The following is a 26115-nucleotide window of genomic DNA, read 5'->3' on the forward strand; positions in this document are numbered from 1 at the left end:
CGCTTCGCTTTATCGAAGCGGGAAGAATATGCCCTGGCTGGCTGCCACCCTGCTGCTTGTCAGCCCGGCGGCGTTGGCACAGTTGCCCGGCCTGATCAGCCAACCGCTCGCCGACGGCGGCCAAAGCTGGTCGCTGCCGGTACAGACGCTGGTGCTGCTGACGTCTCTCAGCTTCCTGCCCGCCATGCTGCTGATGATGACCAGTTTCACCCGCATCATCATCGTGCTCGGGTTGCTGCGCAACGCGCTCGGCACCCCCTCGGCGCCGCCGAATCAGGTGATGCTCGGGCTGGCGCTGTTCCTGACCTTTTTCATCATGTCGCCGGTCTTCGACAAGGTCTATCAGGACGCCTATCTGCCGTTCAGCCAGGACAAAATCAGCCTGGACGCGGCACTGGATAAAGGTTCCCAACCGCTGCGCGAGTTTATGCTGCGCCAGACGCGTGAAACCGATCTGGCGCTGTACGCCAGGCTCGCCAACCAGCCGCCGCTGGCCGGGCCGGAAGCGGTGCCGATGCGCATTCTGCTGCCGGCTTACGTCACCAGCGAACTGAAAACCGCGTTCCAAATCGGCTTCACGGTATTTATTCCGTTTCTGATTATCGATCTGGTGGTCGCCAGCGTGTTGATGGCGCTGGGGATGATGATGGTGCCGCCCGCCACCATTTCACTGCCGTTCAAACTGATGCTGTTTGTGTTGGTGGACGGCTGGCAATTGCTGCTCGGCTCGCTGGCGCAGAGTTTTTATTCGTAAATTTATTCAGGTGGCCGCTACGCAGCCACTGAGGAACTCACAATGACACCCGAATCGGTCATGGCGCTGGGCACCGAGGCGATGAAAGTGGCGCTGGCGCTGTCCGCCCCGCTGCTGCTCGCCGCGCTGGTCAGCGGCCTGGTGGTCAGCCTGCTGCAGGCCGCCACCCAGATCAACGAAATGACGTTGTCGTTCATTCCCAAAATTCTGGCGGTGGTCGCCACTATCGTGGTTGCCGGGCCGTGGATGCTGAACCTGCTGCTGGATTATATGCGCACGCTGTTCAGCAACCTGCCGAATCTGATTGGTTAGCCATGCTCACCGTTGACAGCGCACAGTTCGGCGTCTGGCTTAGCCACTATTTCTGGCCGCTGCTGCGCATTCTGGCGCTGATCAGCACCGCGCCGGTGTTCAGCGAAAAACAAATCGGCAAAAAGGTGAAAATCGGCCTCGGCGGGCTGATTGTCATCCTGATCGCCCCCGGGCTACCCACCAGCGCCGTTCCCATTTTCTCCGCCGCAGGTTTGTGGCTGGCGGCCCAGCAAATCCTGATTGGCGTGGCGCTCGGGCTGACCATGCAGTTCGCCTTTGCGGCGATACGCCTGGCCGGCGAAGTGATCGGCATGCAGATGGGCCTGTCCTTCGCCACCTTCTTCGATCCCAGCGGCGGACCGAACACGCCGGTGCTGGCGCGGCTGCTCAATCTGCTGGCGATGTTGCTGTTTTTGAGCTTTGACGGCCACCTGTGGCTGATTTCCCTGCTGGCCGACAGCTTCCACACCCTACCGATCCAGCCCGCCCCGCTGAACGGCAACGGTTTTCTGGCATTGACCCAGGTAGGCTCGCTGATTTTTATCAACGGCATGATGCTGGCGCTGCCGCTGATCTGCCTGCTGCTGACGCTGAACATGGCGCTCGGCCTGCTCAACCGCATGACGCCGCAGCTGTCGGTGTTCGTCATTGGCTTCCCGGTCACCATGACCATCGGCATTATGACCATCGGCATGATGATGCCGATGCTGGCGCCGTTCTGCGAGCATCTGTTCGGCGAATTCTTCGACCAGTTGGCAGGCGTTATCGGCGGCATGGCTTTCTGAATCCCCACCGGCTACTCACAACGCCCCCGCCCGCCACAAGACAAAATGGCAATAAACCGGCTTTACCGGGACAAAAGCGTGATAAAGCCCTTTTGTCCAGATTAAGGTCCAAATGTCCGTCACGGCTTGAATAAAAAAATACCCGACCTAGAATAGACCCATCGACAAAATATAATCGACCATTAACTTTTGGAGAAAAGGGCATAAAAATCCAATAGGCGAATTATTAAACCACTGAATGATTAACCCACGTATTTATTAATTACGTGCAGGACCCTGTACATCATAAAAAACATGCGCCCGGCCTGGCAGCTGGCTGCAGGGCGAAGCGTTGACCTCTGATAACAACAGGAGTGATATCATGATTAAATCGAAAAGCAACCGCAAGGCACGCCGATTATTCGGTTTGACCCACTGGAAAAGCAACAAGTTTAGAGTTTCCTTCACCGAGACCAGCGATGGCGAGAAATGGAAAGTGGTGAAGAAAAAGAAATAATCGCGCAGGACCTATAGCAAAAATTCCGGGTTGCGCCCCTATCCGGCTTCTGCAACGTCATTCGACGCTGCGCCGCATCGGCAGCCCGGGACCCACACTCATCACTCGCCGGCAAACTGTGCCGGTGTACTTTATTCTTAGGAAGGGAATAACGCGCCACATCACTCTGGCTGCTGCGTTAAATTTAAAAATAATACATTAACGATTTAATTTACTCACACCTCTTATTTATTCACTGACAAGAAAAATCGATTTCCCACCTTATTTCCCCAGTGTTATATTAAAAACAACCTTGCAGCCAGCACGCTGCAAGCCTCACTAAAATATAATCGGTGTAAATATGAAGATAAAATTTCAGCTGAGTGATTTATTCATCAGCGGCATCGCCCTTTTGATCATGAGCACTATTTTAAACACGCTGGGTTTTTCCTGGGGTTTATTTGCTCTGCCGCCTGGCGTCGATAGTTTTGTCATCATCCCGTTTACCTTATTTGGCTCATTGAAGTTGGCCGAGTGCCTCTATAAGCCAATACGGTGGCTGCTAAATGAGAGCCGCAAACCCCAAATCGAAAATAACAACCCTAAAAATAACGCTAAGTCGCGTTAACAGGAGATCGACCTATGCTGAGAGAACTGACCAGAGAAGAAATGCAACGGATTGGCGGCGCCGGTGACGGCAATAACGGCGGCGACCGGGATCGCGACTATGGCCCAAGCTCCTACGGCGCGCAGGCGAACGGCTTCCAGCCTAATTGGGCGGCGAAAGACTATGGGCTATTTCAGGATCCTTGTACCGGCGCGGTGGTGACCGGCGCCATTGCCATGGCCGGCGCCCTGGCCAGCCGTAACGGCAGTGCGATTGGCACTGCAGCGGCCTCAGCCTTTGTCAATATAGGCGGTCAATGCAATAAAGACGCCAGCCGCGATCGCGGTGTGCCCTTCCGCTAACGATTAGCGTAAATAGAAAGAGAATGGCGGAGAAAAAAAAGGCACGTCACTCAAGCCTATTGTGGGAGAAAGAGTGACGTGCCCAACAGTGCGCCCGGTTTCAAGAAGCCTCCCTCCCCGCGGGGAGGAGAGGGCATTTTCTAAGCGCACTAAAGGGAAACCCGTCGCGGTCAGGCAACGGGGTAGTGCTCTTAACGATTCATTTGGAACAGCGACATCCCCTGCATATCACCAAAGGTCTTGTACGATGCCTGCAAAGCCGCCTGCTGCATGAAGTAGCTGGAAATCGACTCGGTCAGATCGGCATCCACCAACGCACTCATTTGCGTTTGGTTGATCATGTCGCGATCCTTGCCAATACTGTCCAGCGTATCCATTTCCTGCAGTTGGTTGCCCAACTCGGCACGTACGCTGAGCACCTTGTTATAGGAGTTGTCCAACCCGCGATTGGCCTTGGCCATCGCGTCGTTCACTTGCTGTTTGGTGGCGTCGTCCGCCCCGTCAAGCGGGGTTTTCAACGCTTTCAGCGCGATATCGATGCTTTCGAACACGTTGGACACCGATGCGCTGCCATCCGGCTCCGGCTTGGGGTTGCTGGTCAACGACATGAATACCGTATCGCCGGTATGGCCGACCGTCATGATGCGATTGGCATCCACTTTCTGCTCGACCGGCGTATTGCCACCCACATAGCTGACCGAGCCGCCGTTGTTCGCAAACGGCGGCTTGTCATTCTCAAAACCGCCGAACATAAAGCGGCCATTGCCGTCGGTACTGTTGGCCTGGTTAAGCAATTGGTCTTTCAGCCCCTGTAACTGGGTAGCCAGCGAATCGCGATCGTTGTCGCTTTTGGTGCCGCCTGCATTGACGATCAGCGCTTTCATGTCCGAAATGGTGCTGGTCGCTCCGGCCAGCACCGTCTCTTCCATCGACACGCTCTGGCGGGCAAAGGTGCGCGCCAGCGCATATTGGGTGTTTTCCGACTGGGACTGGGCCAGCATCACCGCCTGCGACGCCGCCAGCGGATCGTCGGACGGGTTGCTGACTTTTTTGCCGGTGGAAAGCTGTTCTGCCGCCTTCATAAACAACGACTGATTACCGGTAATGCCGGTCATGTTCTGCTGGTACATCATGCTGGTGCTCATGCGCATGGTGCGGGTTCCTCAAAATCAGCGGCCGGAGCCGCCGGGGCTCCGGTTAAAATGAAAATCAACGGATATTCAGCAACGTATCGAACAGCGTGCTGGCGGTCTGAATCACCTTCGAGTTCGCCATATAATATTGCTGGAAGCGCAGCAGCTCGCCGTATTCTTCGTCCAGGTTGACGCCCGAAATCGACTGCTGTTGGTTTTCCAACTGCTTGACGATGTTGCCCTGCGAGGTGGCGGTCACCTTGGCGGATGCGGTCTGATTGCCGACGCTGCTGACCAGGCTGGCGTAAGCGCCGCTGAAGGTGGCCTTGCCGTCCACCAATTTTTGGGTTTGCAGATCAAGCAGCTTCTTGGCGTTTTCATTGTCGCCTCGGCCGCTGTCATCTTTGCCTGCGGCAGCGATGTTGGCGGAATCGGTGATGGCGACCTTCAGGCTGCCCGCCACGTCGCTGACCGGCTTGACGGTGAAGCTGTCATTCTTTTGCGCAGTGCCGTCAATGCCGACTTTCAGGCCATCAAAACTCAACGTCGGGTTGCCGGCGGCGTCAGTACCCGCCGTGGCATTAACCTTGACGTTATCCGGCAGGCGGCTCACCTGCCAGTTGCTGCCGTCAAATTCTACCCGGTAATCATTGGCCTTCACCTTGCTGGTATCGGTGTAGGACACCGACAGCGCGGCATCGCCGGTATTGCGGTTGTTGTCCACTGCGCGGGCGCCGCCAAATCTGAAGAAATCCGTGCCGGCATCGCCGTTTAGGTCGAACCCGGCGCGGTGCTGTTGGTTAAAGCTGTCAGCCATCGCCAACGCGAGTTGCCCCAGTTGATTTCGGGCGCTGTCCAGCGATTCGCTGCGGAATTTCAACACCCCGCTGACGCTGCCGCCGGTGATTTGGCCTTCCGGTATTTCGCTGGCGCCGTTACCGCGGTCATACCCCATCGTCAGACGGGAAGGATCGCCGCTGGTGGGCACCGCCGCGACCTGGTAAGCATTGTTGCCCTGCACCAGCGTCAGGCCGTTGGCGAAAGAGACGGTGTAGGCATCGCCGTCTTGCTGAGTCACCTGGACGCCAACCACTTTGTTCAGGTCGGTAACCAGCTGATCGCGCTGGTCCAGCAGCGCATTGGGCTCGCCGCCGCTGCCGCGCAGACGGGTGATCTCTTCGTTCAGTTTGGCGATCTGCTGGCTGTAGCTGTTGATCTGCTGCGCACTGTCGCTGAGCTGCTGATTCACGCCGCTGTCCATGTCGCGCAGGTACTTGTCGGTATTGTTGAACTGATTGACCAGGCCATTGGCCTTGCCCAGCACCGTCTGGCGCGCGGCGTCATCACCGGCGTTGCTGACCAGATTTTGCAGGTTGCTGAAGAAGTCCTGCATGTTGGTCGACAAGGTGTTGGTCTTGCTGGCCAACAGGTTATCAATCTGCGAGATTTTTTCGAAATAGGCGTTCTGCGCCCCGGCCTGGCTCTGCGCACCGCGCAACTGGCTGGTGATGAACTGGTTATATTCCCGGTTGACGCTGGTGACGGTGACGCCGTTGCCAATAAAGCCGCTCATAGTGCTCATGCCGCCGTTTTGCGCCAGGATCGCCGTCTGACGGTTGTAGCCCGCCACGTTGTAGTTGGATATGTTGTTACTGACGGTGCTGAGCGCCACCTGCGCCGCATTCAGCCCGCTCATGGCAGTATTGATTAAGCTATTGGACATAGAAGTTCCTTTTACTGCGGCGCCGGTGGCCCACAGGAGTCAATGAATCTGCCGAGCCATTCGCCCAGCCTGTCTGTGTTATCGGCAAAAACGGAGGAAACTTGAGAGGAAAAACCGGGTTCAGCATGCTGAATTCCTACGTTTTAATACTGCTTATCGCGTAGGGGCGTTACATGCCGCACCCGAAAACTAGAACAGATCCTTCAGGTCATGGGTATAGGCCTTTACCACCTGCTCGCCGGCGTTTTTCATCTGCTGGATCACGCTGACCAGCTTGTTGGCGTATTGCGGGTCGGTGGCGTATCCGGCCTGTTGCAGCGCATGCGCCGCCTGCTCCGGGCTGCGAGCGGCGGCCACGTCGGCGTAGCGCGGGTTATTGGTCAGCAACTTGACGTAGTCGGCAATCGCCTCGACGTAAGAACCATAAACCCGGAACCGCGCCTTGATCTTCTTCGCCGCCCCCTGCTCAAACTCGGTGGTGGTGATCTCGGTCACCGGGCCGTCCCAGCTGCCGCCCGCCTTGATGCCGAACAGGTTGTAACTCGGCGAGCCGTCGGCGGTCGGGATCTCGCGTTGGCCCCAGCCGGATTCCAGTGCCGCCTGAGCCACAATCAGCTGATGCGGAATGCCGCTCTGCTGGCTGGCGACGCGTGCCGGGATCGACAAACGGGCGACAAAGTTGCCGCTGTTGAGCGACAGCGGCGCGGCCGTCGGCGCTTTCGGCACCGCACGGCGAATCATCTGTTCCAGCGCCTGATTTGGCAGCGTTTGCAGCACTTCGTTATCTAACGCCATCGGCGACATCCCCGCCGTTTCGCTCGGAACGGCGTTGGCATTGGCCATCTGTTTCACCATCATATCGGCCAGCCCCAGCCCCTTCTGCGACATCTGCTGGGCGATCTGCTGGTCATACATCGAGGTGTAGAGCCGCGACTGATCGCTGCTCAGCACCCCATCCTGCGGCAGCGCGGCGCGCATGCTTTTCAGCATCATCTGCACGAACATGCCTTCAACCTGCTGCGCCACCTGCTTCAGGTTGCCCTGCGGATCGGCCGCTGCGTCGCGTTTCAGGCCGTTCAGCGCCTGGGCGTCATAGGCGGCGCCCGACATCGCCATCAGATCGCCGGCCATCAGATGATTTCCAGCTTGGCGCGCAGGCAGCCGGCGCTTTGCATCGCCTGCAGGATCGACATCAGATCGATCGGCGTAGCGCCCAGCGCATTGAGCGCACGGATCACATTGTTCAGATTGGCGCTGGCGTTCACCTTCTGCAACGAACCGCCCTGCTGCTGCACCGAAATCTGGGTATTTGGCGTCACCACGGTTTGCCCGCCGCCAAACGGCGTGTTCGGCTGGCTGACGGTATTTTGCCGATCCACCACTACCGACAGGTTGCCCTGCGCCACCGCACAGGAGTCCAGGATCACGTCGCGGTTCATCACCACCGATCCGGTGCGTGAATTGATGATCACCTTGGCGTCAATCGCCCCGACGCTGACGTTGATGTTCTGAATTTCCGCCAGGAAACGCACCTGCGAGCTGTTGCCCTGTGGCACCAATACCTGAATGGTGCGGGCATCCAGCGGTGAGGCGGTGCCGCCGCCGCGCTGGCGGTTGATGGCGTCGCTGATCTGCTGCGCCAGCGTGAAGTCTTCGTTATTCAGTTGCAGGTTAATCACCCCGCCGTTGCCGAAAGTGGTCGGCAATTCACGCTCGATAGTCGCACCGTTGCTGATGCGTCCCCCCGCCAGCTGATTGACCTGCACGCTGCTGCCGCCGGACGCCGCACCGGCGCCGCCCACCAGCACGTTGCCCTGCGCCAGCGCGTAAACCTGGTTATCCACGCCTTTCAGCGGCGTCATCAGCAAGGTACCGCCACGCAGACTTTTGGCGTTGCCCATCGAGGAGACCACCACATCAATGTTCTGCCCGGTGCGCGAGAACGGCGGCAGCTTGGCGGTGACCATGACCGCCGCCACGTTTTTCAACTGCATATTGGTGCCCGGCGGCACGGTAATGCCCAATTGCGACAGCATATTGCTCAGGCTTTGGGTGGTGAACGGCGTCTGCATGGTCTGATCGCCGGAACCGTCCAGCCCCACCACCAACCCGTAACCGATCAGAGCGTTGTCACGCACGCCCTGTACCGTCACCAGATCGCGGATGCGTTCCGCCGTCGCCGGCAGGCTCAGCGCACAAATCACCAGCGCCATTAGAAATTTCTTTAACATTGGAACCTCATTCGCCTTACCCACAAGGCGTTATTGTCGCAGGCAGTTTGGGGGCGGACAGCGCACAGGCGGCGGAGCGTACACGCAGTACGTGACGGCACCGAGCACTGCCCAACCGCAAAATGACAAGTAAAATAGCCTGTACTCAAAACGGGGAGACATTTAAGAAGAAGCGTTGTAACCACCCCATGGTCTGCGCTTCGTTGATATAGCCGTTGCCGACGTATTCAATGCGCGCATCCGCCACCTGGGTGGAGGTGACCGAGTTACTGCCGCTGATGGTGCGCGGGTTAACCACCCCAGAGAAACGGATAAATTCGGTGCCTTGGTTGATGGCGATCTGTTTTTCACCCACCACGTGCAGGTTGCCGTTGACCAGTACCTGATTGACCGTGACGGTAATGGTACCGCTGAAGGTATTGTTGGCGTTGGCCCCGCCCTTGCCGCCAAAGGTGCTGTCGCCGGAGATATCCATATCGGCGCGCGCGTTGCCCAGCAGGCCGTCGAGATAACGCGGCGACGTGGCGACGCCGAACTTGCTCGCCCCATTGCGGCTGGCGTTGGCGGAGGAACTTTTGCTGGCGCTGACGTTTTCCTGCAGCACGATGGTCAGGGTATCGCCGATATTGCGCGGGCGGCGGTCTTCAAACAGCGGCTGATAGCCGTAGTTCATCGGCTGCACCGTCTGGAAAATCGATCCGTTCGGTACCGGAGCGCCCGCCGGCGCCGGCTGCGCCGTGGTAGCGCCATCAACCAGGGGTTTATGCGGAATATAGGCGCAGCCGCTCAGCGTCAGCATCGCCATCGCCGCCAGCCAGCGCTTTCCTTGCTGCGGCGCGTTTGCCATCAGATATGTGGTTACCACGGGTCTCGCCTTTGTTTCACGAAATAGGGTGACGGGCGCACCGGCGGCGCCCGTCAATTACAGTTGCGTCAGTTTTTGCAGCATCTGATCGGACGTTGATACCGCTTTGCTGTTGATCTCGTAGGCGCGCTGGGTCTGGATCATGTTGACCAGCTCTTCAGCCACGTTGACGTTCGAGGTTTCCACGTAGCCCTGATAAAGCAGGCCCGCGCCGTTCAGCCCTGGCGTGCTTTCGTTCGGCGCGCCGGAACTTTCGGTTTCCTGGTACAGATTCTCGCCCACGCTTTCCAGGCCGCTGTCATTGATAAAGGTGGTCAGGGTCAATTGGCCCACCTGTTGGGCGGCGGTCTGCCCCTGCTGAGTGACGCTGACGATGCCGTCACGGCCGACGGTAATGCTCAGGGCGTTGGCCGGAATGGTGATCGCCGGCTGTACCTGAAAACCGCTGGCGGTCACCAGTTGGCCGTTTTGGTCGATCTGGAAAGAGCCGTCGCGTGTGTAGGCCTGGCTGCCGTCCGGCAACATCACCTGGAAGAAGCCCTGGCCTTTAATCGCCACGTCTTTGCTGTTGTTGGTCTGCGACAGGTTGCCCTGGCTGTGCAGACGCTCGGTCGCCACCGGGCGCACGCCGGTACCGATCTGCAGGCCCGACGGCAAGGTAGTCTGCTCGGATGACTGCGCGCCCGGCTGACGCATGGTCTGGTACAGCAGATCTTCAAATACCGCACGCTGGCGTTTGAAGCCGTTGGTGCTGACGTTCGCCAGGTTGTTGGCGATTACGTCCATATTGGTCTGCTGCGCATCCAGACCGGTTTTGGCAATCCATAAAGATGGGATCATGGGTTATTTCCTTGCTGCTTAACTCAGTGATAACAACGAGTTGGCGCGCTGTTCATTTTCATCCACGCTGTGGATGACCTTCATCTGCATTTCAAAGCGACGGGCGTTGGCGATCATGTCGACCATGGTTTCCATCGGCTTGACGTTGCTGCCCTCCAGCACACCCGGCATCACCCGCACCAGCGGATCGTTCTGCAACTGATTGCCGCGTTGCTGCTGGGTTTCCGGCGTCAGGCGAAACAGCCCGTCGTCGCCGCGCATCACTTCACGCGCATTGGCCTTCACCAGCTTCAACCGCCCTATCTGGGCGATGGTGTTCGGCGGATCGCCGGCGTTCAGCGCCGAGATGGTGCCGTCGGCCGCGATGGTGATCTCTGCCGACGGCGGCACTTCAATCGGCCCGCCATCGCCCATCAGCGGCCTACCCTGCACCGTCAACTGCCCGGCGGACGAGATCTGGATGTTACCGTTGCGGGTGTAGGCTTCGCCGCCGTCCGGCAGGCTTACCGCCAGAAAACCGTCCTGCTGCAACGCAACGTCCAACGGGCGCGCGGTGTAGTTCAGCGCCCCCTGGCTCATGTCGGCACCCGGCGTCGACGCGGTGACCAACGTACGCGTCGGCAGGCTGGGCCCGTCCACCGGCACGGCACGCAGCGCCGAAAGTTGAGCACGAAAGCCCGGCGTCGATGCGTTGGCCAGGTTGTTGGCGGTAACGGACTGCTGTTCCAGCGTCTGTCGCGCTGCGCCCATCGCGGTATAAATCGCGTGATCCATAAATCAATCCTATTAGCGCAGGCTGACCAGCGTTTGCAGGATGGAGTCCTGCGTTTTGATGGTCTGGGCGTTCGACTGGTAGTTACGCTGTGCGACGATCATGTTCACCAGTTCCTGGCTCAGATCGACGTTGGAGGCTTCCAGCGCACCGCTGGTCAGCTTGCCGAAACCGCCGCTGCCCGCCAGCCCTACACGCGGTTGGCCAGACGCGCCGGTTTCCTGCCACACGTTATCGCCCTGTGAGGACAAGCCTTCCGGGTTGGAGAAGTTGGTCAATACGATTTGGCCCAGCAATTGGGTTTGCTGGTTGGAATAGATCCCCACGACGCTACCGTCATTATTGATCTGGAAGTTGGTGTACTCACCGGCGGTATACCCGTCCTGCGACACCTTGCTGACCGAGTCGCTGCTGACGCTCTGCTGCATGCTCTTGGCAAAGCTCAGGCTGAAGTTCTGCGCCGGGGCGCCGTTGGTGGCGGACATCGGGATCAGCATGCTGAATTCGCCGGTGGTGCCCTGCTTGCTGGTGGTGCTGACCAGGTTGCCGCTGGTATCGAACGCCATCGTACCGGCATCCGTCACCGGGGAGCCGGGGATGTTGCCTTCCTGGGTATACACCTGCCAGTTGTTGTCGGAGGTCTTCACAAAGTAGGCATTGATATTGTGCACATTGCCCAGCGAGTCATAGGCGGTAATCGAGTTGACGTAGTTGTAGGAATCCTGCTTGGCGGGATCGAACGTCTTGTTATCCGGCACCTTATGGGTCGATTTCAGGTTGGCGACCATGGTGCCCGAGGTGGTGGACTTGGCGGTCATCATCCCTTCCGGAATGCTCAACGGCACCGGGTTGGCGCCCTGCTGAATGGTCGGCGGTGAACCTGCTGCCGGGAAACCGGTCAATTGCAGGCCCTGCATATTGGTCAGGTTGCGGTTTTCATCCAGCTTGAACTGGCCGTTGCGGCTGTAGAAAATACCGCCGTCCTTGTCCTGCAGGCGGAAGAAACCGTTGTCGGAAATGGCGACGTCCAGCGCGCGGCTGGTGCCGGTCGTGGTGCCGCCCTTGAAGTTCTGAGTGATCCCCGCCACCTTGACGCCCAAGCCGACCTGCGAGCCGGCGAACATATCGGCAAAGGAAACGGTGCCTGATTTGAAACCGGAAGTGGCGGAGTTCGCGATATTGTTACCGATCACGTCCAGGTTGGTTGCTGCTGCGTTCAAGCCGCTTACTGCCTGAGAAAAGGCCATGTCATTCTCCGAATAATGTGCAGGCTATCGTCCGATAACGCCTGAGAAACAAGTGATAGAGTTATAAAATCTGCCGAACGTCTTCCAGCGTCGCGCTGCCCGCCAGGCCCAGATCCAGCTTCGTGCCGTCTGAACCGCGGATAACGCCATTGACCATGCCAAAATGCAGGCTGCGCGCCACCAGCTGTTCGCCATTGCCCTTGGCGTTGATCGCCACGGTGTAGGCACCGTCGGGGGCGGTGGTGCCGTCAGTCAGTGAACCGTCCCAGGTAAATGAGTGCACGCCGGCGGTCAGGCCGCCGATATCAATGGTGCGCACCGCTTTGCCGGTGGCGTCGGTGATGGTGGCGGTTACCGTGTCGGCGGCGCGCTCCAGTTCGAGGCCAAACGGCGTGGTGCTGACCTTGCCGTCTTTGCTGCCGACCAGAATGTTGCTGCCGGGCACCATCACGCCGTGACCGATCAGCGCGGTTGCCTGCAATGACTGATTGCTGTTGATCTGGCCGGAGATCGACCCCAGCGTGGTATTGAGTTTTTCGATGCCCTGAACGGTGTTGATCTGCGCCAGCTGCGTGGTCAGCTCATTGTTCTGCATCGGGTTGGTCGGATCCTGGTTTTTCAACTGCGCCACCAACAGCGTCAGGAAGTTGTTCTGCAGATCCTGGCCGGTGTTGCTTTTGGCGTTGACGCCGGTGACGGTGTTATCCAGCGATTCATTGGTGGTTGCGGCAATGGCCATGCATAGCTCCGGTTACTGACCCAGCGTCAGGGTTTTCATCATCATCGACTTGGTGGTGTTGAGCACCTCGACGTTGGCCTGGTAGCTGCGCGAGGCGGAAATGGTATTGACCATCTCGCTCACCACATCCACGTTCGGCATGCGCACATACCCTTTGCCGTCCGCCAGCGGATTACCCGGTTGATACACCAGACGTTCCGGCGCCGGGTCGTCGACCACCTGAGATACGCGCACCCCACCGGTGGGTTGCCCGGCGGCTGCGGCCACCTCAAACACGACCTGTTTGGCGCGGTAGGGTTCGCCGTCCGGGCCGGTGACGCTGTCGGCGTTGGCCATGTTGCTGGCGCTGACGTTCATGCGTTGCGACTGGGCGGAGAGCGCCGAACCGGAGATATCGAAAATATTCAGTAGCGACATGCGCCTTATCCTTGTTGTAACACTGACATCATCCCTTTGATCTGACCGTTGATCAGCGTCAGGTCGGTCTGATACTTCAGGCTGTTATCGGCGAAGTTGGTGCGTTCGCGATCCATGTCCACCGTATTGCCGTCCATCGCCGGCTGATCCGGCACGCGAAACAGTAAATCGAGCTGCGGCGGCTGCATGTTTTGCGCCGGGATATGGCGTGCAGACGTCATATTCAGCGCGATGCCGCTGCCGCTGACGCGGCCCTGTGCCAGCACCTTGTTCAACTGGCCGGCGAAATCGATATCCCGCGCCTGATAGCCCGGTGTGTCTGCGTTGGCGATGTTAGCGGCCAAAATCTCTTGCCGCTGGGCGCGCAGATTCAGCGCCTCTTGACCAAAGCGCAGAGCAGCGTCCAGTTTGTCGATCATGCTCCCTCCGCGAGGTTAAAATTTGGAGCCGACAGCATAAACGCCCCTTCCGCCAGCCTATCGTGGGAATAAGGGCAAAATGCGTCGCTATTTGTCTGCTTAGCCTGCGCGCAGTCCGGGTAAACTTACCCGCACCCGATGGCGCTTGAGGAAGCGAAGATGAAAGGTAAAATACTGTTGTTCGCCGCCCTGCTGTGCAGTCTGAACGCACAGGCCGACGATCTGGCGGCACAGATCGATCGCTTCATCAGCGGCCAGTTCAGCGGCAACCCGGTACAGGTTAAGGTGCTGGTGCGCACGCCGGCGGCACAGTGGCCGCAGTGTGAGTTTCCGCAGTTGTCGCTTGCGCCGAACGCCCGCCTCTGGGGCAATATCAGTATTTCGGCGCGTTGCGGCCAGGAACGGCGTTTTATACAAACGCAGGTGCAGGTGATCGGCAACTACCTGGTGTCGGCACGTAACATCAGCGCCGGCAGCCGGTTGACGGCCGCAGACGTGAAGCTGAAAAGTGGTCGGCTCGATACCCTGGCACCACGCACCCTGACCAATGCGGACAAGGCGATCGGTGCGGTCAGCCTGCGAAATATCAGCCCCGGCCAACCGCTGACCTTCGCCATGCTGCGCCGCGCCTGGGTGATCAAGGCCGGTCAGCCGGTGCAGGTAACGGCGCAAGGCACCGGGTTTAACATCAGCGGCGCAGGCAAAGCCATGAACAACGCCGCCGCCGAGGACAGCGTCCGCGTACGCATGGCCTCCGGGCAAATCGTCAGCGGTATTGCCGATGATGACGGTACGATTCGCATCGCTTTATAAAAAGGTAAAGGTTTATAAAAACCTGCCGATAAGAACAATATAAGCAGAGGTTGATGACAAAGTTGTCTTTGAGTCCGAAATACCCGGGCCTGGCGCACTGAGGGGCACTCTGGCGGCAAGCCGCTACGACCCCTTCAGCACGCTCTCCCTGATAATGGGCTTTGTCAGCTGTCTGAAGCAGTAATTACCTGGCCGCCAGGGCCGCAAAAAATATCAGCCATTGCCCGTCGGGCCGCGGCATTGATGGAGATTGACCATGAGTATCGATCGCACCCAGCGGCTGCAGCCCGTGACAACGGTGCAGCCGCGTGAAACACCGGCAGACAATCAGCTTCAGCCGCGCAAGGCTGTTCAGACGGAAAGCACCGTCAGCGGCACCCAGGTAAAATTGAGCGACGCACAGGCGCGCCTGATGCAACCGGGCACTCAGGATATTGATATGAACCGGGTGGACGCTATCAAGCAGGCGATCCGCCGCGGCGAATTGAAAATGGATGCCGGCAAAATTGCCGATGCGCTGCTGCAAGACGCGCAGAGCGATGTCCAATGGATGTCAAACGGCAGTCGGCCGCCGAAGGCATAATCGGGTGATGCAACCTGGCCTGCATTGCCCGCAGGGCTGCGGCGTGAAAGATTAAGGGACACTCTGAAAGGTGATGAATCGCAATGGAAAATCTGCCACAGCTGCTTGATAATTTGCTGGAAACCCTGAATGCACTCGATACGGTGCTGACGGAAGAACATCATTTGCTCTGCTCCGGCCAACTGCCGGGCGTAGCGTTGCAGCGCGTTACCGACGTCAAGAGCCAGCTGTTGGCTACGGTGAACTACCTGGAACAGCAACGGCTGGAGCTGGAGCGCGCGCAAAGGCAACAGGCGCCCTATGCCGCTCACCCGCGTCTGGCCGACGCCTGGCAGCAAGTACAGTTGCTCAGCCAAAAGTTGCGCGAGAAAAATCAGCATAACGGCCTGTTGCTCAATCAGCAGATTGATCATAACGCCCAGGCGCTGGCGATCCTCGGCAAAAACAACAAATCGCTTTATGGCCCGGATGGCCAGTCGCGCAGCGGCAGTCTGCTGGGGCGAAAAATCGGCGTTTAGGGTCTTTTGACGAAGGGGGCGGACAGGCCCCCTTCGTTTTGCCATCTTCCTCTCAACTTCGGTTCATCCTGCTAAACATCTAAAATCTTCACGCGAAGTCCTTCGCATTCCGGTGAATCAGACTTTTTCGCCTATTTAAATGTCGATTATGAAATCGTGGAAGCAGGGAAGCGTGGCGAAGCGCGGCCTGATTCCGCCGCGATGAAACTGCTTTCGCTGGTCGATCGCAATGGGCTGGCGATCCTCGGTTAAACCGTTATTGGTAATTCACAATCACCTGATTGCCAATCACCCGCAGCGGCGGATTCAATCCGCCGCGCGCCTGCACGTAATAGACAAAGCGCAATTCGGCATTAGCCGGTTCCCCGTTCAATCCGTTGCTGCTGCCACTGCCGCCGCCCAACGCAATGCAACGGGTCAGCGTACAGAGCTGTACCTGCAAGCCGGCAGGTTCGGCGGCCAACAGCCGATAACGCCAACTGACGCTGGTGATGCGTGCATTCGGATCCGGCAATGCGTAAGGCGTGCGCAGACCAGGCGATTCGCCGCGAACGCCGCCATATTCCAGCGTAGCACCGACGCTGTCGGCCACCCAGGATCCCGACACCGCCTGCGCGCCAAGCGGCGCCAGCAGGCAGAGCAACGGCAAACAGTGTTTCATTATGCGGCTCCAATGGTCGACGTCATGCGGATTTGGCGATCGTCGTTGATTTCCAGATTAGACAGCACCACCATCTGCGGCAGGCTGCGGCGCAGGAAGCGCGCCAACAACGCCCGCAGCGCGTGGTTTACCAGCAGCACCGGTGGCGCGCTGAGCATTTCTTGCCGCTGTAACGCCTGTTTGGCCTGCTCCAGCAGGCGGTCCGCCAGCCCCGGCTCCAATCCGCCACCGCCCTGCAACGCCTGTAACAACAAGCGCTCGAGCTGGGTGTCCAGACCAATGACCTGAATTTCGCCGTTGCCCGGGAACCATTGCTGGGTGATCGCCCGCCCCAGCGCAACCCGCACCACGGTGGTCAACTCATAAGGGTCGGTTTGCGACGGCGCATGTTCCGCCAGCGTTTCAATAATGGTGCGCATATCGCGGATCGAGACCCTTTCCGCCAGCAGGTTCTGCAATACCTTATGCAGCGTGGTCAGGGACACCACGCCAGGCACGAAATCTTCGGTCAATTTCGGTATATCCTGCGCTACGCGATCCAGCAACTGCTGGGTTTCCTGCCGGCCAAACAGTTCGCTGGCGAACTGGCCAATCAAATGATTGAGATGGGTCGCCACCACGGTGCTGGCCTCCACCACGGTAAAACCCTGGATCTGCGCCTGTTCGCGCAACGCACTGTCAATCCATACCGCTTCCAGCCCAAAGGCCGGATCGACGGTTTTATCTCCCGCCAGTTCACCCACCGCATTGCCCGGGTTAATCGCCAGCCAACGCCCCGGTTGCGCTTCGCCGCTGCCGATTTCTACGCCCTTCATCAGGATCCGGTAGCTGGCGGGCGGCAACTCGAGGTTATCGCGGATATGCACCACCGGCGGCAGGTAGCCCATCTCTTGGGCGAATTTTTTACGGATGCTGCGGATTCGTCCGAGCAGTTCGCCGTTTTGCTGGAAATCCACCATCGGGATCAGCCGGTAGCCCACCTCCATGCCCAACGGATCTTCCAGTTGTACGTCCGACCAACTGGCTTCTACCGCCTGTGGATTATCCTGTGCCAGCGGTATCTCCTGTACCTTCGGCGCTTGTTGATCGCGCCCCCGCAGCCACCAGGCCAACCCCAACAAGGCCGCAGTGAACAGCAGGAACACCAGGTTCGGCATCCCCGGCACCAGGCCCAGCAGGCCAAGCACTGCGGCACTGAGCAACATCACGCGCGGGTTGTTGAACAGTTGGCCGACCATCTGTTCGCCCACGTCCTGATCGGTCGCCACGCGAGTCACGATGACACCGGCGGCAGTCGAAATGACCAGCGCCGGGATCTGCGCCACCAGGCCGTCACCGATAGTCAGCAGGGTGTAGGTTTCCGCCGCCGTACCCAGCTCCATACCGTGCTGGATCACACCGACAAGCAGACCGCCGACCACGTTCAATATCATGATCATCAGCCCGGCGACCGCATCGCCGCGCACGAACTTGCTGGCGCCGTCCATCGAGCCGTAGAAATCGGCTTCCTGCGTTACCTCGGAACGGCGTTTTTTCGCCTCTTCCTCACCGACCAGACCGGCGTTGAGATCGGCGTCGATCGCCATCTGCTTGCCGGGCATGCCGTCCAGTACGAAGCGCGCCCCCACTTCGGCGATACGCCCGGCGCCCTTGGTGATGACCATAAAGTTGATCAGCACCAAAATGATAAACACCACGATGCCGATGGCGAAATTGCCCCCCACCAGGAAGTGGCCAAAGGCCTCCACCACGCGGCCGGCGGCGGCGGAACCGGTATGCCCTTCCATCAAGATGATGCGCGTCGATGCCACGTTGAGCGACAGGCGCAGCAGGGTCGAGAACAGCAATATGGTGGGGAATGCAGCGAATTCCAGCGTGCGCTGGGTAAACATCGCTACCAGCAATACCATGATCGACAAGGCAATATTGAAGGTGAACAACAGATCGAGGATAAATGCCGGTAACGGCAGCACCATCATCGACAGGATCATCAGGATCAGGATCGGGCCGGCCAGTACCTGCCACTGCGTATCTTTAAAACTGCCCGGCAAACGAAGCAAGGCGGCCAAATTAGCCATTAGAGTTACTCTCTCCAGCAAAATCCAGTGCTTCCGGCACCGGTAAACGTTCAGGTTTCTTCGGGATCAGACCGCCCTCGCGCCGCCAACGTCGCAGTTGGTAAACCCAGGCCAGAACTTCGGCCACGGCGGCATACAGGGTGGCCGGGATGTGTTGTCCAATCTCACTGTGCCGATACAGCGCTCGCGCCAGCGGCGGCGCCTCCAGCATCGGAATGCGGTGTTCCGTGCCCAGTTCACGGATGCGCAGCGCAATTTCGCCGGCGCCTTTGGCCAGCACTTTCGGCGCACTCATTTTTTGATCGTTGTACTGCAACGCCACGGCGTAATGGGTCGGGTTGGTGACTATCACGTCGGCCTTCGGCACGTCGGCCATCATGCGGCGTCGGGCGATAGCGCGCTGCTGCTGACGGATACGGCCTTTAACGTGCGGATCGCCCTCCTGATCCTTGAACTCGTCGCGAATGTCCTGCTTGGTCATTTTCAGCTTTTTAAAATGGCTCCACAGCTGGTAGAACACGTCAAACGCCACCATCGGCGTCAACCCGAGCACCACCAGCAGACCGCAGAAAATGATCATGCGCAGCGCATTGCCGAGCGCATCGAGCGGCTGTTGCGTCACCAGATGCAGCATCTCCGCCCAGTGGTGCCACAGGTACAAACCGGTGATCCATCCCACCAGCGTCGCCTTCAAAAGGCCCTTCAGCAGCTCTGCCAGCACCTGACTGGAAAACATGCGTTTCAGCCCCGACAGCGGGTTCATCCGTTTTACATCGAACTTGAGCGATTTGCCGCTTAACAACAGGCCGCCCAGCAGCATCGGCGCGGTGATAGCCACCAATACCAGACCCGCCATGATTGGCAGCAGCGCCCACACCGCCTGCCGCAACAGCATGCCCAGTTGGCGCAGCATCTGTTTGTCGTTGCTGACCATCGTATGATCGAAATTCAGCCCCTGGGTCAGCATCGCAGCCAGTTGCTGCGCCATGCCGCCACCGGCAACCCAGATGATCGACAGCCCCGCGACCAGCATCAACACCGACGTCAGCTCGCGCGAACGCGGGATCTGGCCATCCTCGCGCGCCTTTTCCACCCGGTGGGCCGTGGGGGCTTCACTTTTTTCCAGATCGCTGTCTTCAGCCACGGGCGCGCATCCTGTGCCAGGGGGGAATAAAATTGCGGCCAGCATGCCAAAAAAACGCTGACTTCATTGATGGAACAACGGGGGAAAAGGCGGGTTATTTGGGGGATGAGGAGGAAGCGCAGGCATTACGCCCACATGCGGCATCTGGGGCGCAATAATGTGCGCCCCAGAAAACGTCAGAAACCGAGGCTGTCGAGCAGGTCATCCACCTGCGCCTGATTGGCGATAACGCCGGCGCCGTTTTGATCGAGCTGCGGACCGTTGAGCAAGCTGTCGTTCGGTTTTTTCTCCTTCGCCGGCTGCTCTGGAATATTTTCCATCAACACCATCAGCAGCTGCTTTTCGATCTCCTGCACCACGTCCATCATGCGTTTGATCACCTGCCCTGTCAGGTCCTGGAAATCCTGCGCCATCATGATTTCCAGCAACTGAGCGTTGGTGAACGACGTATGTTCCGGCACCTGTTCCAGATACTGGCGGGTATCGGTGACCAGCGCGCGCGCGTCGGCCAGTTCGATCGGGTCGGCAAACCAGTCGTCCCAGCGCCCTTTCAGCGCTTTGGCCTCTGACTCCAGCTCCGCCTGGCGCGGCTGCGCCGCTTCCACGCAGTTCAACGCCCGTTCCGCCGCCTGCGCCGTCATGGTGACCACGTAATCAAGCCGATCGCGCGCATCCGGGATTGCCTCTGCCGCCTGGGCGATTGCCTGATCTAGCCCCAGTTCACGCATGCTGTCGCGCAACATGCGCGTCAGTTGACCAATGCGGGAAATTATCTCTCCCGCAGTCGCCGCATCGCTGGCAGGCATTGGAATGTCTCTCATCGCCCTCTCCTTACATGCCCAGTTTTTCAAAGATCTTATTGAGCTTTTCTTCCAGCGTCGCCGCCGTAAAAGGTTTCACCACGTAACCGCTGGCACCGGCCTGCGCCGCCGCGATAATGTTTTCTTTCTTGGCTTCCGCCGTCACCATCAGTACCGGCATCGCCGCCAGCGCGCCGTCGGCGCGAATGGTTTGCAACAGTTCGAGGCCGTCCATATTCGGCATGTTCCAGTCTGATACCACAAAATCGAAACCGCCGGCGCGCAGCTTGTTCAGCGCATCCGCGCCGTCCTCAGCCTCTTCAACATTGTTAAAGCCCAACTCTTTCAGCAAATTTCTGACGATGCGACGCATAGTGGAGAAATCGTCCACCACCAGAAATCTGAGATTTTTATCTGCCATGTTCACTCCCAAGGTGTTAACCGTTCAATTGTGCAAAACCACCACCGCCGTAAGGCGGAAATATAAAATCAAATACGCAGCGCCTGCCCACCGGCAATTTGCGCCAGCATGCGTTGGCTCATGCGATCCAGATCCACCACTTCGTTCACCCCGCCGGTGGCGATAGCCTCGCGCGGCATGCCGAATACCACGCAGCTTGCCTCGTTCTGCGCCAGGGTATAGGCGCCGGCGCGGTGCATTTCCAGCATGCCCGCTGCGCCGTCGTTGCCCATGCCGGTCAGGATCACGCCAACCGCATTGCGCCCGGCGAACTGCGCGACAGAACGGAACAGCACGTCCACCGAAGGCCGGTGACGGTTAACCGGCGGGCCGTCATTCAACTTCACCTGATAGTTGGCGCCGCTGCGCGACAATTCCAGATGGCGATCGCCCGGCGCGATATAAGCATGGCCCGGCAACACCCGCTCACCGTCCTCTGCCTCTTTCACCGTGATCTGGCATAGCTTGTTCAGCCGTTCGGCAAACGATCGGGTGAAACCCGGCGGCATATGCTGGGTGATCAACAGCGCCGGGCTGGTGGCCGGCAACGGTTGCAGCACCTGACGGATCGCTTCGGTGCCGCCGGTGGAGGCGCCGATGGCAATCAACTTCTCGCTGCTCAGCAACGGCGCATGGCTAAGGATCGCCGGCGCCGGGCTGTTGGAGCGCTGCGGTAACCGCGCCTTGGCCGCCGTACGGATTTTCTCGGCAATCAGTTCGCTGTAAGCCAGCATGCCTTCGCGGATGCCAAGCTGCGGTTTGGTGACGAAATCCACCGCCCCCAGCTCCAGCGCGCGCAGGGTGATTTCCGATCCTTTGCCGGTCAATGACGACACCATCACCACCGGCATCGGCCGCAAACGCATCAGCTTTTCCAGGAAATCCAGGCCGTCCATGCGCGGCATTTCGACGTCCAGCGTCAGCACCTGCGGATTAAACTTTTTGATCATGTCGCGCGCCACCAGCGGATCCGGCGCGGTCGCTACCATCTCCATATCGGGATGGCTGTTCACAATTTCGGTCATCAACTGCCGCATCAGGGCCGAATCGTCTACGCTCAATACTCTGATTTTACTCATTACCTCTCCTTGGTCAGGCCATACACGGTCTGCCCACGCAAGTAGAAATCCCGGCTGATCTGGCTGAAATTCTCGGAGTGGCCGGCAAACATCAGGCCCCCCGGTTTAAGCAAGGGCACGAAGCGGCGCAGGATGCGCTCCTGCGTCGCCTTATCGAAATAGATCATCACGTTGCGGCAAAAAATGGCGTCAAACTGCCCCGGCAGCGCCCATTCCGGCGCCAGCAGGTTGAGCGACTGGAAATTCACCCGCGCCGCCAACTCCGGCCGCACCCGCACCAGCCCCTGATGCGGACCTGTGCCGCGCAGAAAATAGCGCTGCATCTGCGCCGGCGTCAGAGTGCGCAGATCCTCGTGGCGGTAAACGCCCGCTTCGGCCTTTTCCAGCACCTGGGTATCGATATCGCTGGCCCATACCTGACAGCCGCTGGCGCGTTGCCCCAGCGCTTCGTTCAGGGTGATGGCGATCGAATACGGCTCTTCCCCGGTCGATGCCGCCGTACTCCACACGCAATAGCCGTTGGGCCGCTGGCGCGCATGCTCCGCCAGGATCGGGAAGTGGTGCGCCTCGCGGAAAAATGCCGTCAGGTTGGTGGTCAGCGCATTGATAAACGCCTGCCATTCGGCGCTGTTCGGATCGCTTTCCAGCAGCGCCAGGTAATCGCCGAAATCGTTCAACCCCAGCAACCGCAGCCGGCGTACCAGGCGGTTGTAAACCATCTCGCGCTTGTGTTCCGCCAGCACAATGCCGGCGCGCTGGTAAATCAGTTGGCTGATACGCCGAAAATGCACGTCCAACAGCGGCAGGCGCTGCACCATCTGTGTCAGTAAGGACCCAGGATCCCGGTTAGGGGTCGACGGCGCCTGTTTCATACCCTATCACTCATAAAAAACGTGCTGCTTATGCGGTTTGACAATCTGAGGCTTCCTTTACCACGGGTGAAACTGCGTCTTGATTGTTGCCCGGCGCGGCGAAGTTATCGTCTGCCAGACGGAATACCGACACCGCGTCGGCCAGGGTTATCGCCTGCTCTTCCAGCGCGGAGGCCGCCGAGGCGGCTTCCTCCACCAGCGCGGCGTTCTGCTGGGTTACCTGATCCATTTGGGTCACCGCCTGCGTGACCTGCTCGATGCCGCGGCTCTGTTCATCGGACGCCGAAGCGATTTCGCCCATGATGTCGGTAACCCGGGTGACCGAGCGCACGATGTCCTGCATGGTCGCGCCGGAGTTTTCCACCAGCACCGAACCCTGTTTCACGCGGCTGACCGATTCGTCGATCAACCCTTTGATTTCTTTCGCCGCCTGCGCGCTACGGCTGGCTAAATTGCGCACTTCTCCGGCCACCACCGCAAAACCGCGCCCCTGCTCACCGGCACGCGCCGCCTCTACCGCCGCGTTCAGCGCCAGAATGTTGGTCTGGAAGGCAATGCCATCGATCACGCTGGTAATGGCGCCAATTTTCTGCGAACTGTTGGCGATATCCTGCATGGTGGTCACCACGTCGCCGGCCATTTCGCCGCCCTTGGCTGCCGTGGCGGAGGCATCACGCGCCAGTTGCGAGGCCTGGCGCGCGTTGTCGGCATTCTGCTTCACCGTGGCGGTCAACTGTTCCATGCTGGCGGCGGTCTCCTCCAACGAGGCGGCCTGTTGCTCGGTGCGCGAAGAGAGATCGTTGTTGCCCTCGGAGATTTCCTGCAGGCCAATCAGGATGGATTCTGCGCCATCGCGCACTGCGCCGACGGTGCCAATCAGCGAACGCTGCATGCGCTGCAGACTGGCGAACAGCTGGCTGATTTCATTGCGGCCATAAACCTGGATCGGCGTCGCCAGATCGCCGGCGGCGATGCGGTCAAAATGGCTGCGCATGATATTCAGCGGTTGCACCAGCATATTGCGCAACCACCACAGGGCGCTGCCGGTCACCAGGATAAGCATCAGCACCGCACCGCCCACCAGCCAGCCGGACAAGGTGAAAGATTGCTGATTGGCAGCATTGGCCGCATCGACATTGGCGTTCACCAGTTGCAGATACTGGACAAAATCGGCCTCGAACAGGTCCTGGGTTTTCTGCGTCGGCTGGTCCATAAACGCCTGCAGGTTGTTGTTCTCCAGGAAGCCAATCAGCTCACGCAGCGCGCTGCGCAGTCGGTTATAGCTGGCTTGGGTGGTTTCGGTCAGTTGCTGTTCCTGTTCGCTGTGACGCGGTACCGCCAGGAACTGGTTGAAATAGAGATCGGCTTTCTGCAGTGAGCTGCGCGCATTGCCCATCAGCGCATTCACCTGCTCTTGCGGCAGCTTAAGCGCCGAACGGGTGCCGGCGCGGTTCAGCGTATTGCGGGCCTGTAGCAGCGATACCCAGCTCAGGCTTAGGGCATCGCGCTGCTGGCTGCCGAGCGTGATCAGGTTCAGGTTGTGGTGATCGGAACGGAAAGCGGTGTACGACAAGCCGCTGGTGGCCAACTGCATAACACAAAAAGTCATCAACAACAGAAACAGACTGGTAGAGACGCGGATTCGGTTAAACACTGTGAACCTCCTTGCAGCCGGCCGACGGCCAGCTTACGACGGGGAATAAGCCTCCCACAGAACTGCGAGGAGGCCCAATGTCGGTCAGAACGTTTCCCAGTTATCCTGCAGATCGCTGGCGTTCGTTTTTTTATGATTGAGTACCGGGAGAACGGTGGCTTTGCCGGCAGGCATTTTGAATTCGTCCTGGCCTTCCGCTTTCAGGCGGAACACCGCCACCGACTGCGTCAGCATGCTGGCTTGCTCTTCCAGAGCCGCCGCCGCAGAGGCGGACTCTTCTACCAGCGAGGCGTTTTGCTGGGTGACGCGGTCCATTTCCGCCACCGCCTGGCCGACCTGATCGATACCGCGGCTCTGTTCGTCGGAGGCCGAGGCGATTTCACCCATGATGTCAGTGACGCGGGTAACCGCGTTTACGATGTCGCCCATGGTCTCGCCGGCGCTTTCCACCAGCACCGAGCCCATATCGACACGGCTGACGGAATCTTCGATCAGGCCCTTGATCTCTTTCGCTGCCTGCGCGCTGCGCTGGGCCAGGTTACGCACTTCCCCCGCCACCACCGCAAAGCCACGGCCCTGTTCGCCGGCGCGTGCCGCTTCTACCGCCGCATTCAGCGCCAGGATGTTGGTCTGGAAAGCAATGCCGTCGATCACGCCGGTAATGTCGGCAATTTTCTGCGAACTGCCGGCAATGTCGTGCATGGTCTGCACCACGTTGGCCACCACTTTGCCGCCCTTCTGCGCGGTTTCTGAGGCGCTCAGCGCCAGTTGGCTGGCCTGACGGGCGTTTTCGGCGTTCTGTTTCACCGTGGCGGTCAACTGCTCCATGCTGGCGGCGGTTTCCTCCAGCGAGGCGGCCTGCTGTTCGGTACGGGAAGAAAGATCGTTATTGCCGGCGGCAATTTCGGATGCGCCGCTGTAGATGGCGTCGGCCCCCTGACGCACGCCGCTGACGGTCTCGATCAGTTCGCTCTGCATGTGTTTGAGGCTGGCGGCCAGCACGCCCATTTCATTGCGGCTGGTCACGGCAATCTGTTGGGTCAGATCGCCGGCGGCGATCATTTTGATATGATCGATCATGCGGTTGAGCGGACGCACCAGAATGTGGTGGATACCGCTCCACACCAATACGATCACCGCCAGCACCACGACCAACACCACGACCAGTGTCCAGATGGCGAAGCTGAAGGAGCTGTTGCTGTCTTCCACCGCGCTTTGGTAGAGCTTGTCGTTTTGTGCCAGGTAGGTGTTGTAGATGTCTTCAAAGCCGTTCTGATAGCTTTGCGTCGGTTGGTCGAAGAAGGCGTTGATCTTGCCTTCGCCCAGCAGTTGAACCAACTCGGACAACGCACCGTGCAAAATACCGTATTGCTGTTTGAGCTTTTCGGCAGACTGCGCGTCCTGACGAGGACTTAGAGGAATTTTGTCATAGGCGGCATAATGTTGTTCCGCCACCAGCAGGTTTTTTTTGGCCCCAGCCAGCAGGTCCGTAACGCTGGCGCCGCTGCCAATCTTATTGGCATCCATCATGTAACGGATCCCGGCGCGGTTCAGCGTATTGCGAGCCTGCAGCAGGTTAACCCAGCTTTCGTTCAAATCGGACTGCTGCTGGCGAATGGTCTGCAAAACGGTGAAGTTTTCTTTGTCATTCTTTAGTGAGGAGAAAAAGAGCCCGCCCGAAACCAGCTGCAAGGCGCCAAATAACACCAGTACCAGCAACAGGCTGGTGACCACCTTCATACGATTAAACATGTTTTCCCTTGTTGAAAGCC

General features: G+C 59.0%; 29 protein-coding genes. 9 read left to right on the forward strand and 20 right to left on the reverse strand.

The annotated features are described in order from the left end of the window. Positions 1–28 precede the first annotated feature (28 nt). The 6 genes from fliP (at position 29) to ACTJJ1_RS09130 (ending at position 3295) form a co-directional block, all read left to right on the forward strand. The gene (fliP, locus tag ACTJJ1_RS09105) at positions 29–754 is read left to right on the forward strand and encodes a flagellar type III secretion system pore protein FliP (protein ID WP_004946065.1); all 726 of its coding nucleotides are present in this window, start codon (positions 29–31) and stop codon (positions 752–754) included. A 42-nt stretch (positions 755–796) separates the two neighbouring features. Then, positions 797–1066: a flagellar biosynthesis protein FliQ gene (fliQ, locus tag ACTJJ1_RS09110; RefSeq protein ID WP_004946069.1), complete on the forward strand. Its 270-nt coding sequence runs from the start codon at positions 797–799 to the stop codon at positions 1064–1066. A 2-nt stretch (positions 1067–1068) separates the two neighbouring features. Then, a complete protein-coding gene (gene fliR / locus ACTJJ1_RS09115) occupies positions 1069–1851 on the forward strand; it encodes a flagellar biosynthetic protein FliR (protein ID WP_004946070.1) in 783 nt (260 codons plus the stop codon). A 361-nt stretch (positions 1852–2212) separates the two neighbouring features. Beyond that, positions 2213–2347: a stationary-phase-induced ribosome-associated protein gene (sra, locus tag ACTJJ1_RS09120; protein ID WP_440833243.1), complete on the forward strand. Its 135-nt coding sequence runs from the start codon at positions 2213–2215 to the stop codon at positions 2345–2347. Between the two features lie 340 nt (positions 2348–2687). Next, the gene (locus ACTJJ1_RS09125) at positions 2688–2954 is read left to right on the forward strand and encodes a hypothetical protein (RefSeq protein WP_062871183.1); all 267 of its coding nucleotides are present in this window, start codon (positions 2688–2690) and stop codon (positions 2952–2954) included. A 14-nt stretch (positions 2955–2968) separates the two neighbouring features. Continuing rightward, a complete protein-coding gene (locus ACTJJ1_RS09130; RefSeq protein ID WP_421412840.1) occupies positions 2969–3295 on the forward strand; it encodes a hypothetical protein in 327 nt (108 codons plus the stop codon). A 191-nt stretch (positions 3296–3486) separates the two neighbouring features. Here ACTJJ1_RS09130 and flgL read toward each other — a convergent pair whose 3' ends face one another. The 11 genes from flgL to flgB all read right to left on the reverse strand — a co-directional run bounded on the left by flgL (position 3487) and on the right by flgB (position 13681). Next, entirely contained in the window at positions 3487–4446 is a 960-nt protein-coding gene (gene flgL / locus ACTJJ1_RS09135) for a flagellar hook-associated protein FlgL (RefSeq protein WP_004946072.1), read from the reverse strand. A 58-nt stretch (positions 4447–4504) separates the two neighbouring features. Next, complete coding sequence (gene flgK / locus ACTJJ1_RS09140; RefSeq protein WP_440833246.1) at positions 4505–6151, reverse strand: flagellar hook-associated protein FlgK; 1647 nt, start codon at positions 6149–6151, stop codon at positions 4505–4507. A 189-nt stretch (positions 6152–6340) separates the two neighbouring features. Then, positions 6341–7282 (reverse strand): flagellar assembly peptidoglycan hydrolase FlgJ, encoded by a 942-nt coding sequence (gene flgJ / locus ACTJJ1_RS09145; RefSeq protein WP_062792514.1) that lies wholly within the window; start codon positions 7280–7282, stop codon positions 6341–6343. Next, entirely contained in the window at positions 7282–8382 is a 1101-nt protein-coding gene (locus tag ACTJJ1_RS09150) for a flagellar basal body P-ring protein FlgI (protein WP_004946077.1), read from the reverse strand. The genes flgJ and ACTJJ1_RS09150 overlap by 1 nt, the downstream gene beginning before the upstream one ends. Positions 8383–8527: 145 nt before the next feature. After that, complete coding sequence (gene flgH, locus ACTJJ1_RS09155) at positions 8528–9229, reverse strand: flagellar basal body L-ring protein FlgH (protein WP_004946079.1); 702 nt, start codon at positions 9227–9229, stop codon at positions 8528–8530. Between the two features lie 75 nt (positions 9230–9304). Then, complete coding sequence (gene flgG / locus ACTJJ1_RS09160; RefSeq protein WP_004946081.1) at positions 9305–10087, reverse strand: flagellar basal-body rod protein FlgG; 783 nt, start codon at positions 10085–10087, stop codon at positions 9305–9307. Between the two features lie 18 nt (positions 10088–10105). Further along, positions 10106–10861 carry a flagellar basal body rod protein FlgF gene (locus ACTJJ1_RS09165; RefSeq protein ID WP_004946084.1) on the reverse strand — a complete coding sequence of 252 codons (756 nt, stop codon included), beginning with the start codon at positions 10859–10861 and terminating at the stop codon, positions 10106–10108. 12 nt (positions 10862–10873) lie between these two features. After that, positions 10874–12106: a flagellar hook protein FlgE gene (flgE, locus tag ACTJJ1_RS09170; protein ID WP_004946087.1), complete on the reverse strand. Its 1233-nt coding sequence runs from the start codon at positions 12104–12106 to the stop codon at positions 10874–10876. A gap of 61 nt (positions 12107–12167) precedes the next feature. Continuing rightward, the gene (flgD, locus tag ACTJJ1_RS09175) at positions 12168–12845 is read right to left on the reverse strand and encodes a flagellar hook assembly protein FlgD (protein ID WP_004946091.1); all 678 of its coding nucleotides are present in this window, start codon (positions 12843–12845) and stop codon (positions 12168–12170) included. A 12-nt stretch (positions 12846–12857) separates the two neighbouring features. Beyond that, positions 12858–13262 carry a flagellar basal body rod protein FlgC gene (flgC, locus tag ACTJJ1_RS09180; RefSeq protein ID WP_004946094.1) on the reverse strand — a complete coding sequence of 135 codons (405 nt, stop codon included), beginning with the start codon at positions 13260–13262 and terminating at the stop codon, positions 12858–12860. A 5-nt stretch (positions 13263–13267) separates the two neighbouring features. After that, positions 13268–13681, reverse strand: coding sequence for a flagellar basal body rod protein FlgB (flgB, locus tag ACTJJ1_RS09185; RefSeq protein ID WP_004946096.1), 414 nt, complete (start codon positions 13679–13681; stop codon positions 13268–13270). A gap of 159 nt (positions 13682–13840) precedes the next feature. On the opposite strand from flgB, the gene flgA reads away from it, so the two are divergent. The 3 genes from flgA (at position 13841) to ACTJJ1_RS09200 (ending at position 15595) form a co-directional block, all read left to right on the forward strand. Continuing rightward, positions 13841–14494, forward strand: a complete 654-nt coding sequence (gene flgA / locus ACTJJ1_RS09190) for a flagellar basal body P-ring formation chaperone FlgA (RefSeq protein WP_004946099.1) — start codon at positions 13841–13843, stop codon at positions 14492–14494. A 256-nt stretch (positions 14495–14750) separates the two neighbouring features. After that, on the forward strand, positions 14751–15077 hold the full coding sequence (gene flgM / locus ACTJJ1_RS09195; protein WP_004946102.1) for a flagellar biosynthesis anti-sigma factor FlgM: 327 nt from the start codon (positions 14751–14753) through the stop codon (positions 15075–15077). A gap of 83 nt (positions 15078–15160) precedes the next feature. Next, the gene (locus tag ACTJJ1_RS09200) at positions 15161–15595 is read left to right on the forward strand and encodes a flagella synthesis protein FlgN (RefSeq protein ID WP_062871191.1); all 435 of its coding nucleotides are present in this window, start codon (positions 15161–15163) and stop codon (positions 15593–15595) included. Positions 15596–15851: 256 nt separating this feature from the next. Here the strand turns inward: ACTJJ1_RS09200 and ACTJJ1_RS09205 are convergent, their stop codons facing one another. From ACTJJ1_RS09205 to tsr, 9 genes are all read right to left on the reverse strand, one after another. Continuing rightward, complete coding sequence (locus tag ACTJJ1_RS09205; protein ID WP_004946111.1) at positions 15852–16256, reverse strand: flagellar protein FlhE; 405 nt, start codon at positions 16254–16256, stop codon at positions 15852–15854. After that, on the reverse strand, positions 16256–18334 hold the full coding sequence (gene flhA / locus ACTJJ1_RS09210) for a flagellar biosynthesis protein FlhA (RefSeq protein ID WP_004946114.1): 2079 nt from the start codon (positions 18332–18334) through the stop codon (positions 16256–16258). Before flhA ends, ACTJJ1_RS09205 begins: the two co-directional genes overlap by 1 nt. Then, complete coding sequence (gene flhB, locus ACTJJ1_RS09215; RefSeq protein ID WP_006326139.1) at positions 18327–19478, reverse strand: flagellar biosynthesis protein FlhB; 1152 nt, start codon at positions 19476–19478, stop codon at positions 18327–18329. Before flhB ends, flhA begins: the two co-directional genes overlap by 8 nt. Before the next feature lie 176 nt (positions 19479–19654). Continuing rightward, positions 19655–20299, reverse strand: a complete 645-nt coding sequence (gene cheZ, locus ACTJJ1_RS09220) for a protein phosphatase CheZ (RefSeq protein WP_004946120.1) — start codon at positions 20297–20299, stop codon at positions 19655–19657. Positions 20300–20309: 10 nt separating this feature from the next. Then, complete coding sequence (gene cheY, locus ACTJJ1_RS09225) at positions 20310–20699, reverse strand: chemotaxis response regulator CheY (RefSeq protein WP_006326141.1); 390 nt, start codon at positions 20697–20699, stop codon at positions 20310–20312. 68 nt (positions 20700–20767) lie between these two features. Continuing rightward, positions 20768–21817, reverse strand: coding sequence for a protein-glutamate methylesterase/protein-glutamine glutaminase (locus ACTJJ1_RS09230; RefSeq protein WP_004946126.1), 1050 nt, complete (start codon positions 21815–21817; stop codon positions 20768–20770). Beyond that, positions 21817–22689, reverse strand: a complete 873-nt coding sequence (gene cheR / locus ACTJJ1_RS09235; protein WP_004946129.1) for a protein-glutamate O-methyltransferase CheR — start codon at positions 22687–22689, stop codon at positions 21817–21819. The genes ACTJJ1_RS09230 and cheR overlap by 1 nt, the downstream gene beginning before the upstream one ends. Before the next feature lie 28 nt (positions 22690–22717). Next, positions 22718–24343 (reverse strand): methyl-accepting chemotaxis protein, encoded by a 1626-nt coding sequence (locus tag ACTJJ1_RS09240; RefSeq protein ID WP_006326144.1) that lies wholly within the window; start codon positions 24341–24343, stop codon positions 22718–22720. An 84-nt stretch (positions 24344–24427) separates the two neighbouring features. Beyond that, positions 24428–26095 carry a methyl-accepting chemotaxis protein gene (gene tsr, locus ACTJJ1_RS09245; protein WP_440833255.1) on the reverse strand — a complete coding sequence of 556 codons (1668 nt, stop codon included), beginning with the start codon at positions 26093–26095 and terminating at the stop codon, positions 24428–24430. Between the last annotated feature and the right edge of the window lie 20 nt (positions 26096–26115).

This window comes from Serratia sp. 22264 (assembly GCF_052045345.1).
Classification (GTDB): domain Bacteria; phylum Pseudomonadota; class Gammaproteobacteria; order Enterobacterales; family Enterobacteriaceae; genus Serratia; species Serratia plymuthica.

What these genes read in the sequence shown, in the direction of transcription:
- fliP (WP_004946065.1), top strand. Translation starts at nt 29, where the DNA reads ATGCCCTGGCTGGCTGCCACCCTGCTGCTTGTCAGCCCGGCGGCGTTG.
- fliQ (WP_004946069.1), top strand. Translation starts at nt 797, where the DNA reads ATGACACCCGAATCGGTCATGGCGCTGGGCACCGAGGCGATGAAAGTG.
- fliR (WP_004946070.1), top strand. Translation starts at nt 1,069, where the DNA reads ATGCTCACCGTTGACAGCGCACAGTTCGGCGTCTGGCTTAGCCACTAT.
- sra (WP_440833243.1), top strand. Translation starts at nt 2,213, where the DNA reads ATGATTAAATCGAAAAGCAACCGCAAGGCACGCCGATTATTCGGTTTG.
- ACTJJ1_RS09125 (WP_062871183.1), top strand. Translation starts at nt 2,688, where the DNA reads ATGAAGATAAAATTTCAGCTGAGTGATTTATTCATCAGCGGCATCGCC.
- ACTJJ1_RS09130 (WP_421412840.1), top strand. Translation starts at nt 2,969, where the DNA reads ATGCTGAGAGAACTGACCAGAGAAGAAATGCAACGGATTGGCGGCGCC.
- flgL (WP_004946072.1), bottom strand. Translation starts at nt 4,446, where the DNA reads ATGCGCATGAGCACCAGCATGATGTACCAGCAGAACATGACCGGCATT.
- flgK (WP_440833246.1), bottom strand. Translation starts at nt 6,151, where the DNA reads ATGTCCAATAGCTTAATCAATACTGCCATGAGCGGGCTGAATGCGGCG.
- flgJ (WP_062792514.1), bottom strand. Translation starts at nt 7,282, where the DNA reads ATGGCCGGCGATCTGATGGCGATGTCGGGCGCCGCCTATGACGCCCAG.
- ACTJJ1_RS09150 (WP_004946077.1), bottom strand. Translation starts at nt 8,382, where the DNA reads ATGTTAAAGAAATTTCTAATGGCGCTGGTGATTTGTGCGCTGAGCCTG.
- flgH (WP_004946079.1), bottom strand. Translation starts at nt 9,229, where the DNA reads ATGGCAAACGCGCCGCAGCAAGGAAAGCGCTGGCTGGCGGCGATGGCG.
- flgG (WP_004946081.1), bottom strand. Translation starts at nt 10,087, where the DNA reads ATGATCCCATCTTTATGGATTGCCAAAACCGGTCTGGATGCGCAGCAG.
- ACTJJ1_RS09165 (WP_004946084.1), bottom strand. Translation starts at nt 10,861, where the DNA reads ATGGATCACGCGATTTATACCGCGATGGGCGCAGCGCGACAGACGCTG.
- flgE (WP_004946087.1), bottom strand. Translation starts at nt 12,106, where the DNA reads ATGGCCTTTTCTCAGGCAGTAAGCGGCTTGAACGCAGCAGCAACCAAC.
- flgD (WP_004946091.1), bottom strand. Translation starts at nt 12,845, where the DNA reads ATGGCCATTGCCGCAACCACCAATGAATCGCTGGATAACACCGTCACC.
- flgC (WP_004946094.1), bottom strand. Translation starts at nt 13,262, where the DNA reads ATGTCGCTACTGAATATTTTCGATATCTCCGGTTCGGCGCTCTCCGCC.
- flgB (WP_004946096.1), bottom strand. Translation starts at nt 13,681, where the DNA reads ATGATCGACAAACTGGACGCTGCTCTGCGCTTTGGTCAAGAGGCGCTG.
- flgA (WP_004946099.1), top strand. Translation starts at nt 13,841, where the DNA reads ATGAAAGGTAAAATACTGTTGTTCGCCGCCCTGCTGTGCAGTCTGAAC.
- flgM (WP_004946102.1), top strand. Translation starts at nt 14,751, where the DNA reads ATGAGTATCGATCGCACCCAGCGGCTGCAGCCCGTGACAACGGTGCAG.
- ACTJJ1_RS09200 (WP_062871191.1), top strand. Translation starts at nt 15,161, where the DNA reads ATGGAAAATCTGCCACAGCTGCTTGATAATTTGCTGGAAACCCTGAAT.
- ACTJJ1_RS09205 (WP_004946111.1), bottom strand. Translation starts at nt 16,256, where the DNA reads ATGAAACACTGTTTGCCGTTGCTCTGCCTGCTGGCGCCGCTTGGCGCG.
- flhA (WP_004946114.1), bottom strand. Translation starts at nt 18,334, where the DNA reads ATGGCTAATTTGGCCGCCTTGCTTCGTTTGCCGGGCAGTTTTAAAGAT.
- cheZ (WP_004946120.1), bottom strand. Translation starts at nt 20,299, where the DNA reads ATGAGAGACATTCCAATGCCTGCCAGCGATGCGGCGACTGCGGGAGAG.
- cheY (WP_006326141.1), bottom strand. Translation starts at nt 20,699, where the DNA reads ATGGCAGATAAAAATCTCAGATTTCTGGTGGTGGACGATTTCTCCACT.
- ACTJJ1_RS09230 (WP_004946126.1), bottom strand. Translation starts at nt 21,817, where the DNA reads ATGAGTAAAATCAGAGTATTGAGCGTAGACGATTCGGCCCTGATGCGG.
- cheR (WP_004946129.1), bottom strand. Translation starts at nt 22,689, where the DNA reads ATGAAACAGGCGCCGTCGACCCCTAACCGGGATCCTGGGTCCTTACTG.
- tsr (WP_440833255.1), bottom strand. Translation starts at nt 26,095, where the DNA reads ATGTTTAATCGTATGAAGGTGGTCACCAGCCTGTTGCTGGTACTGGTG.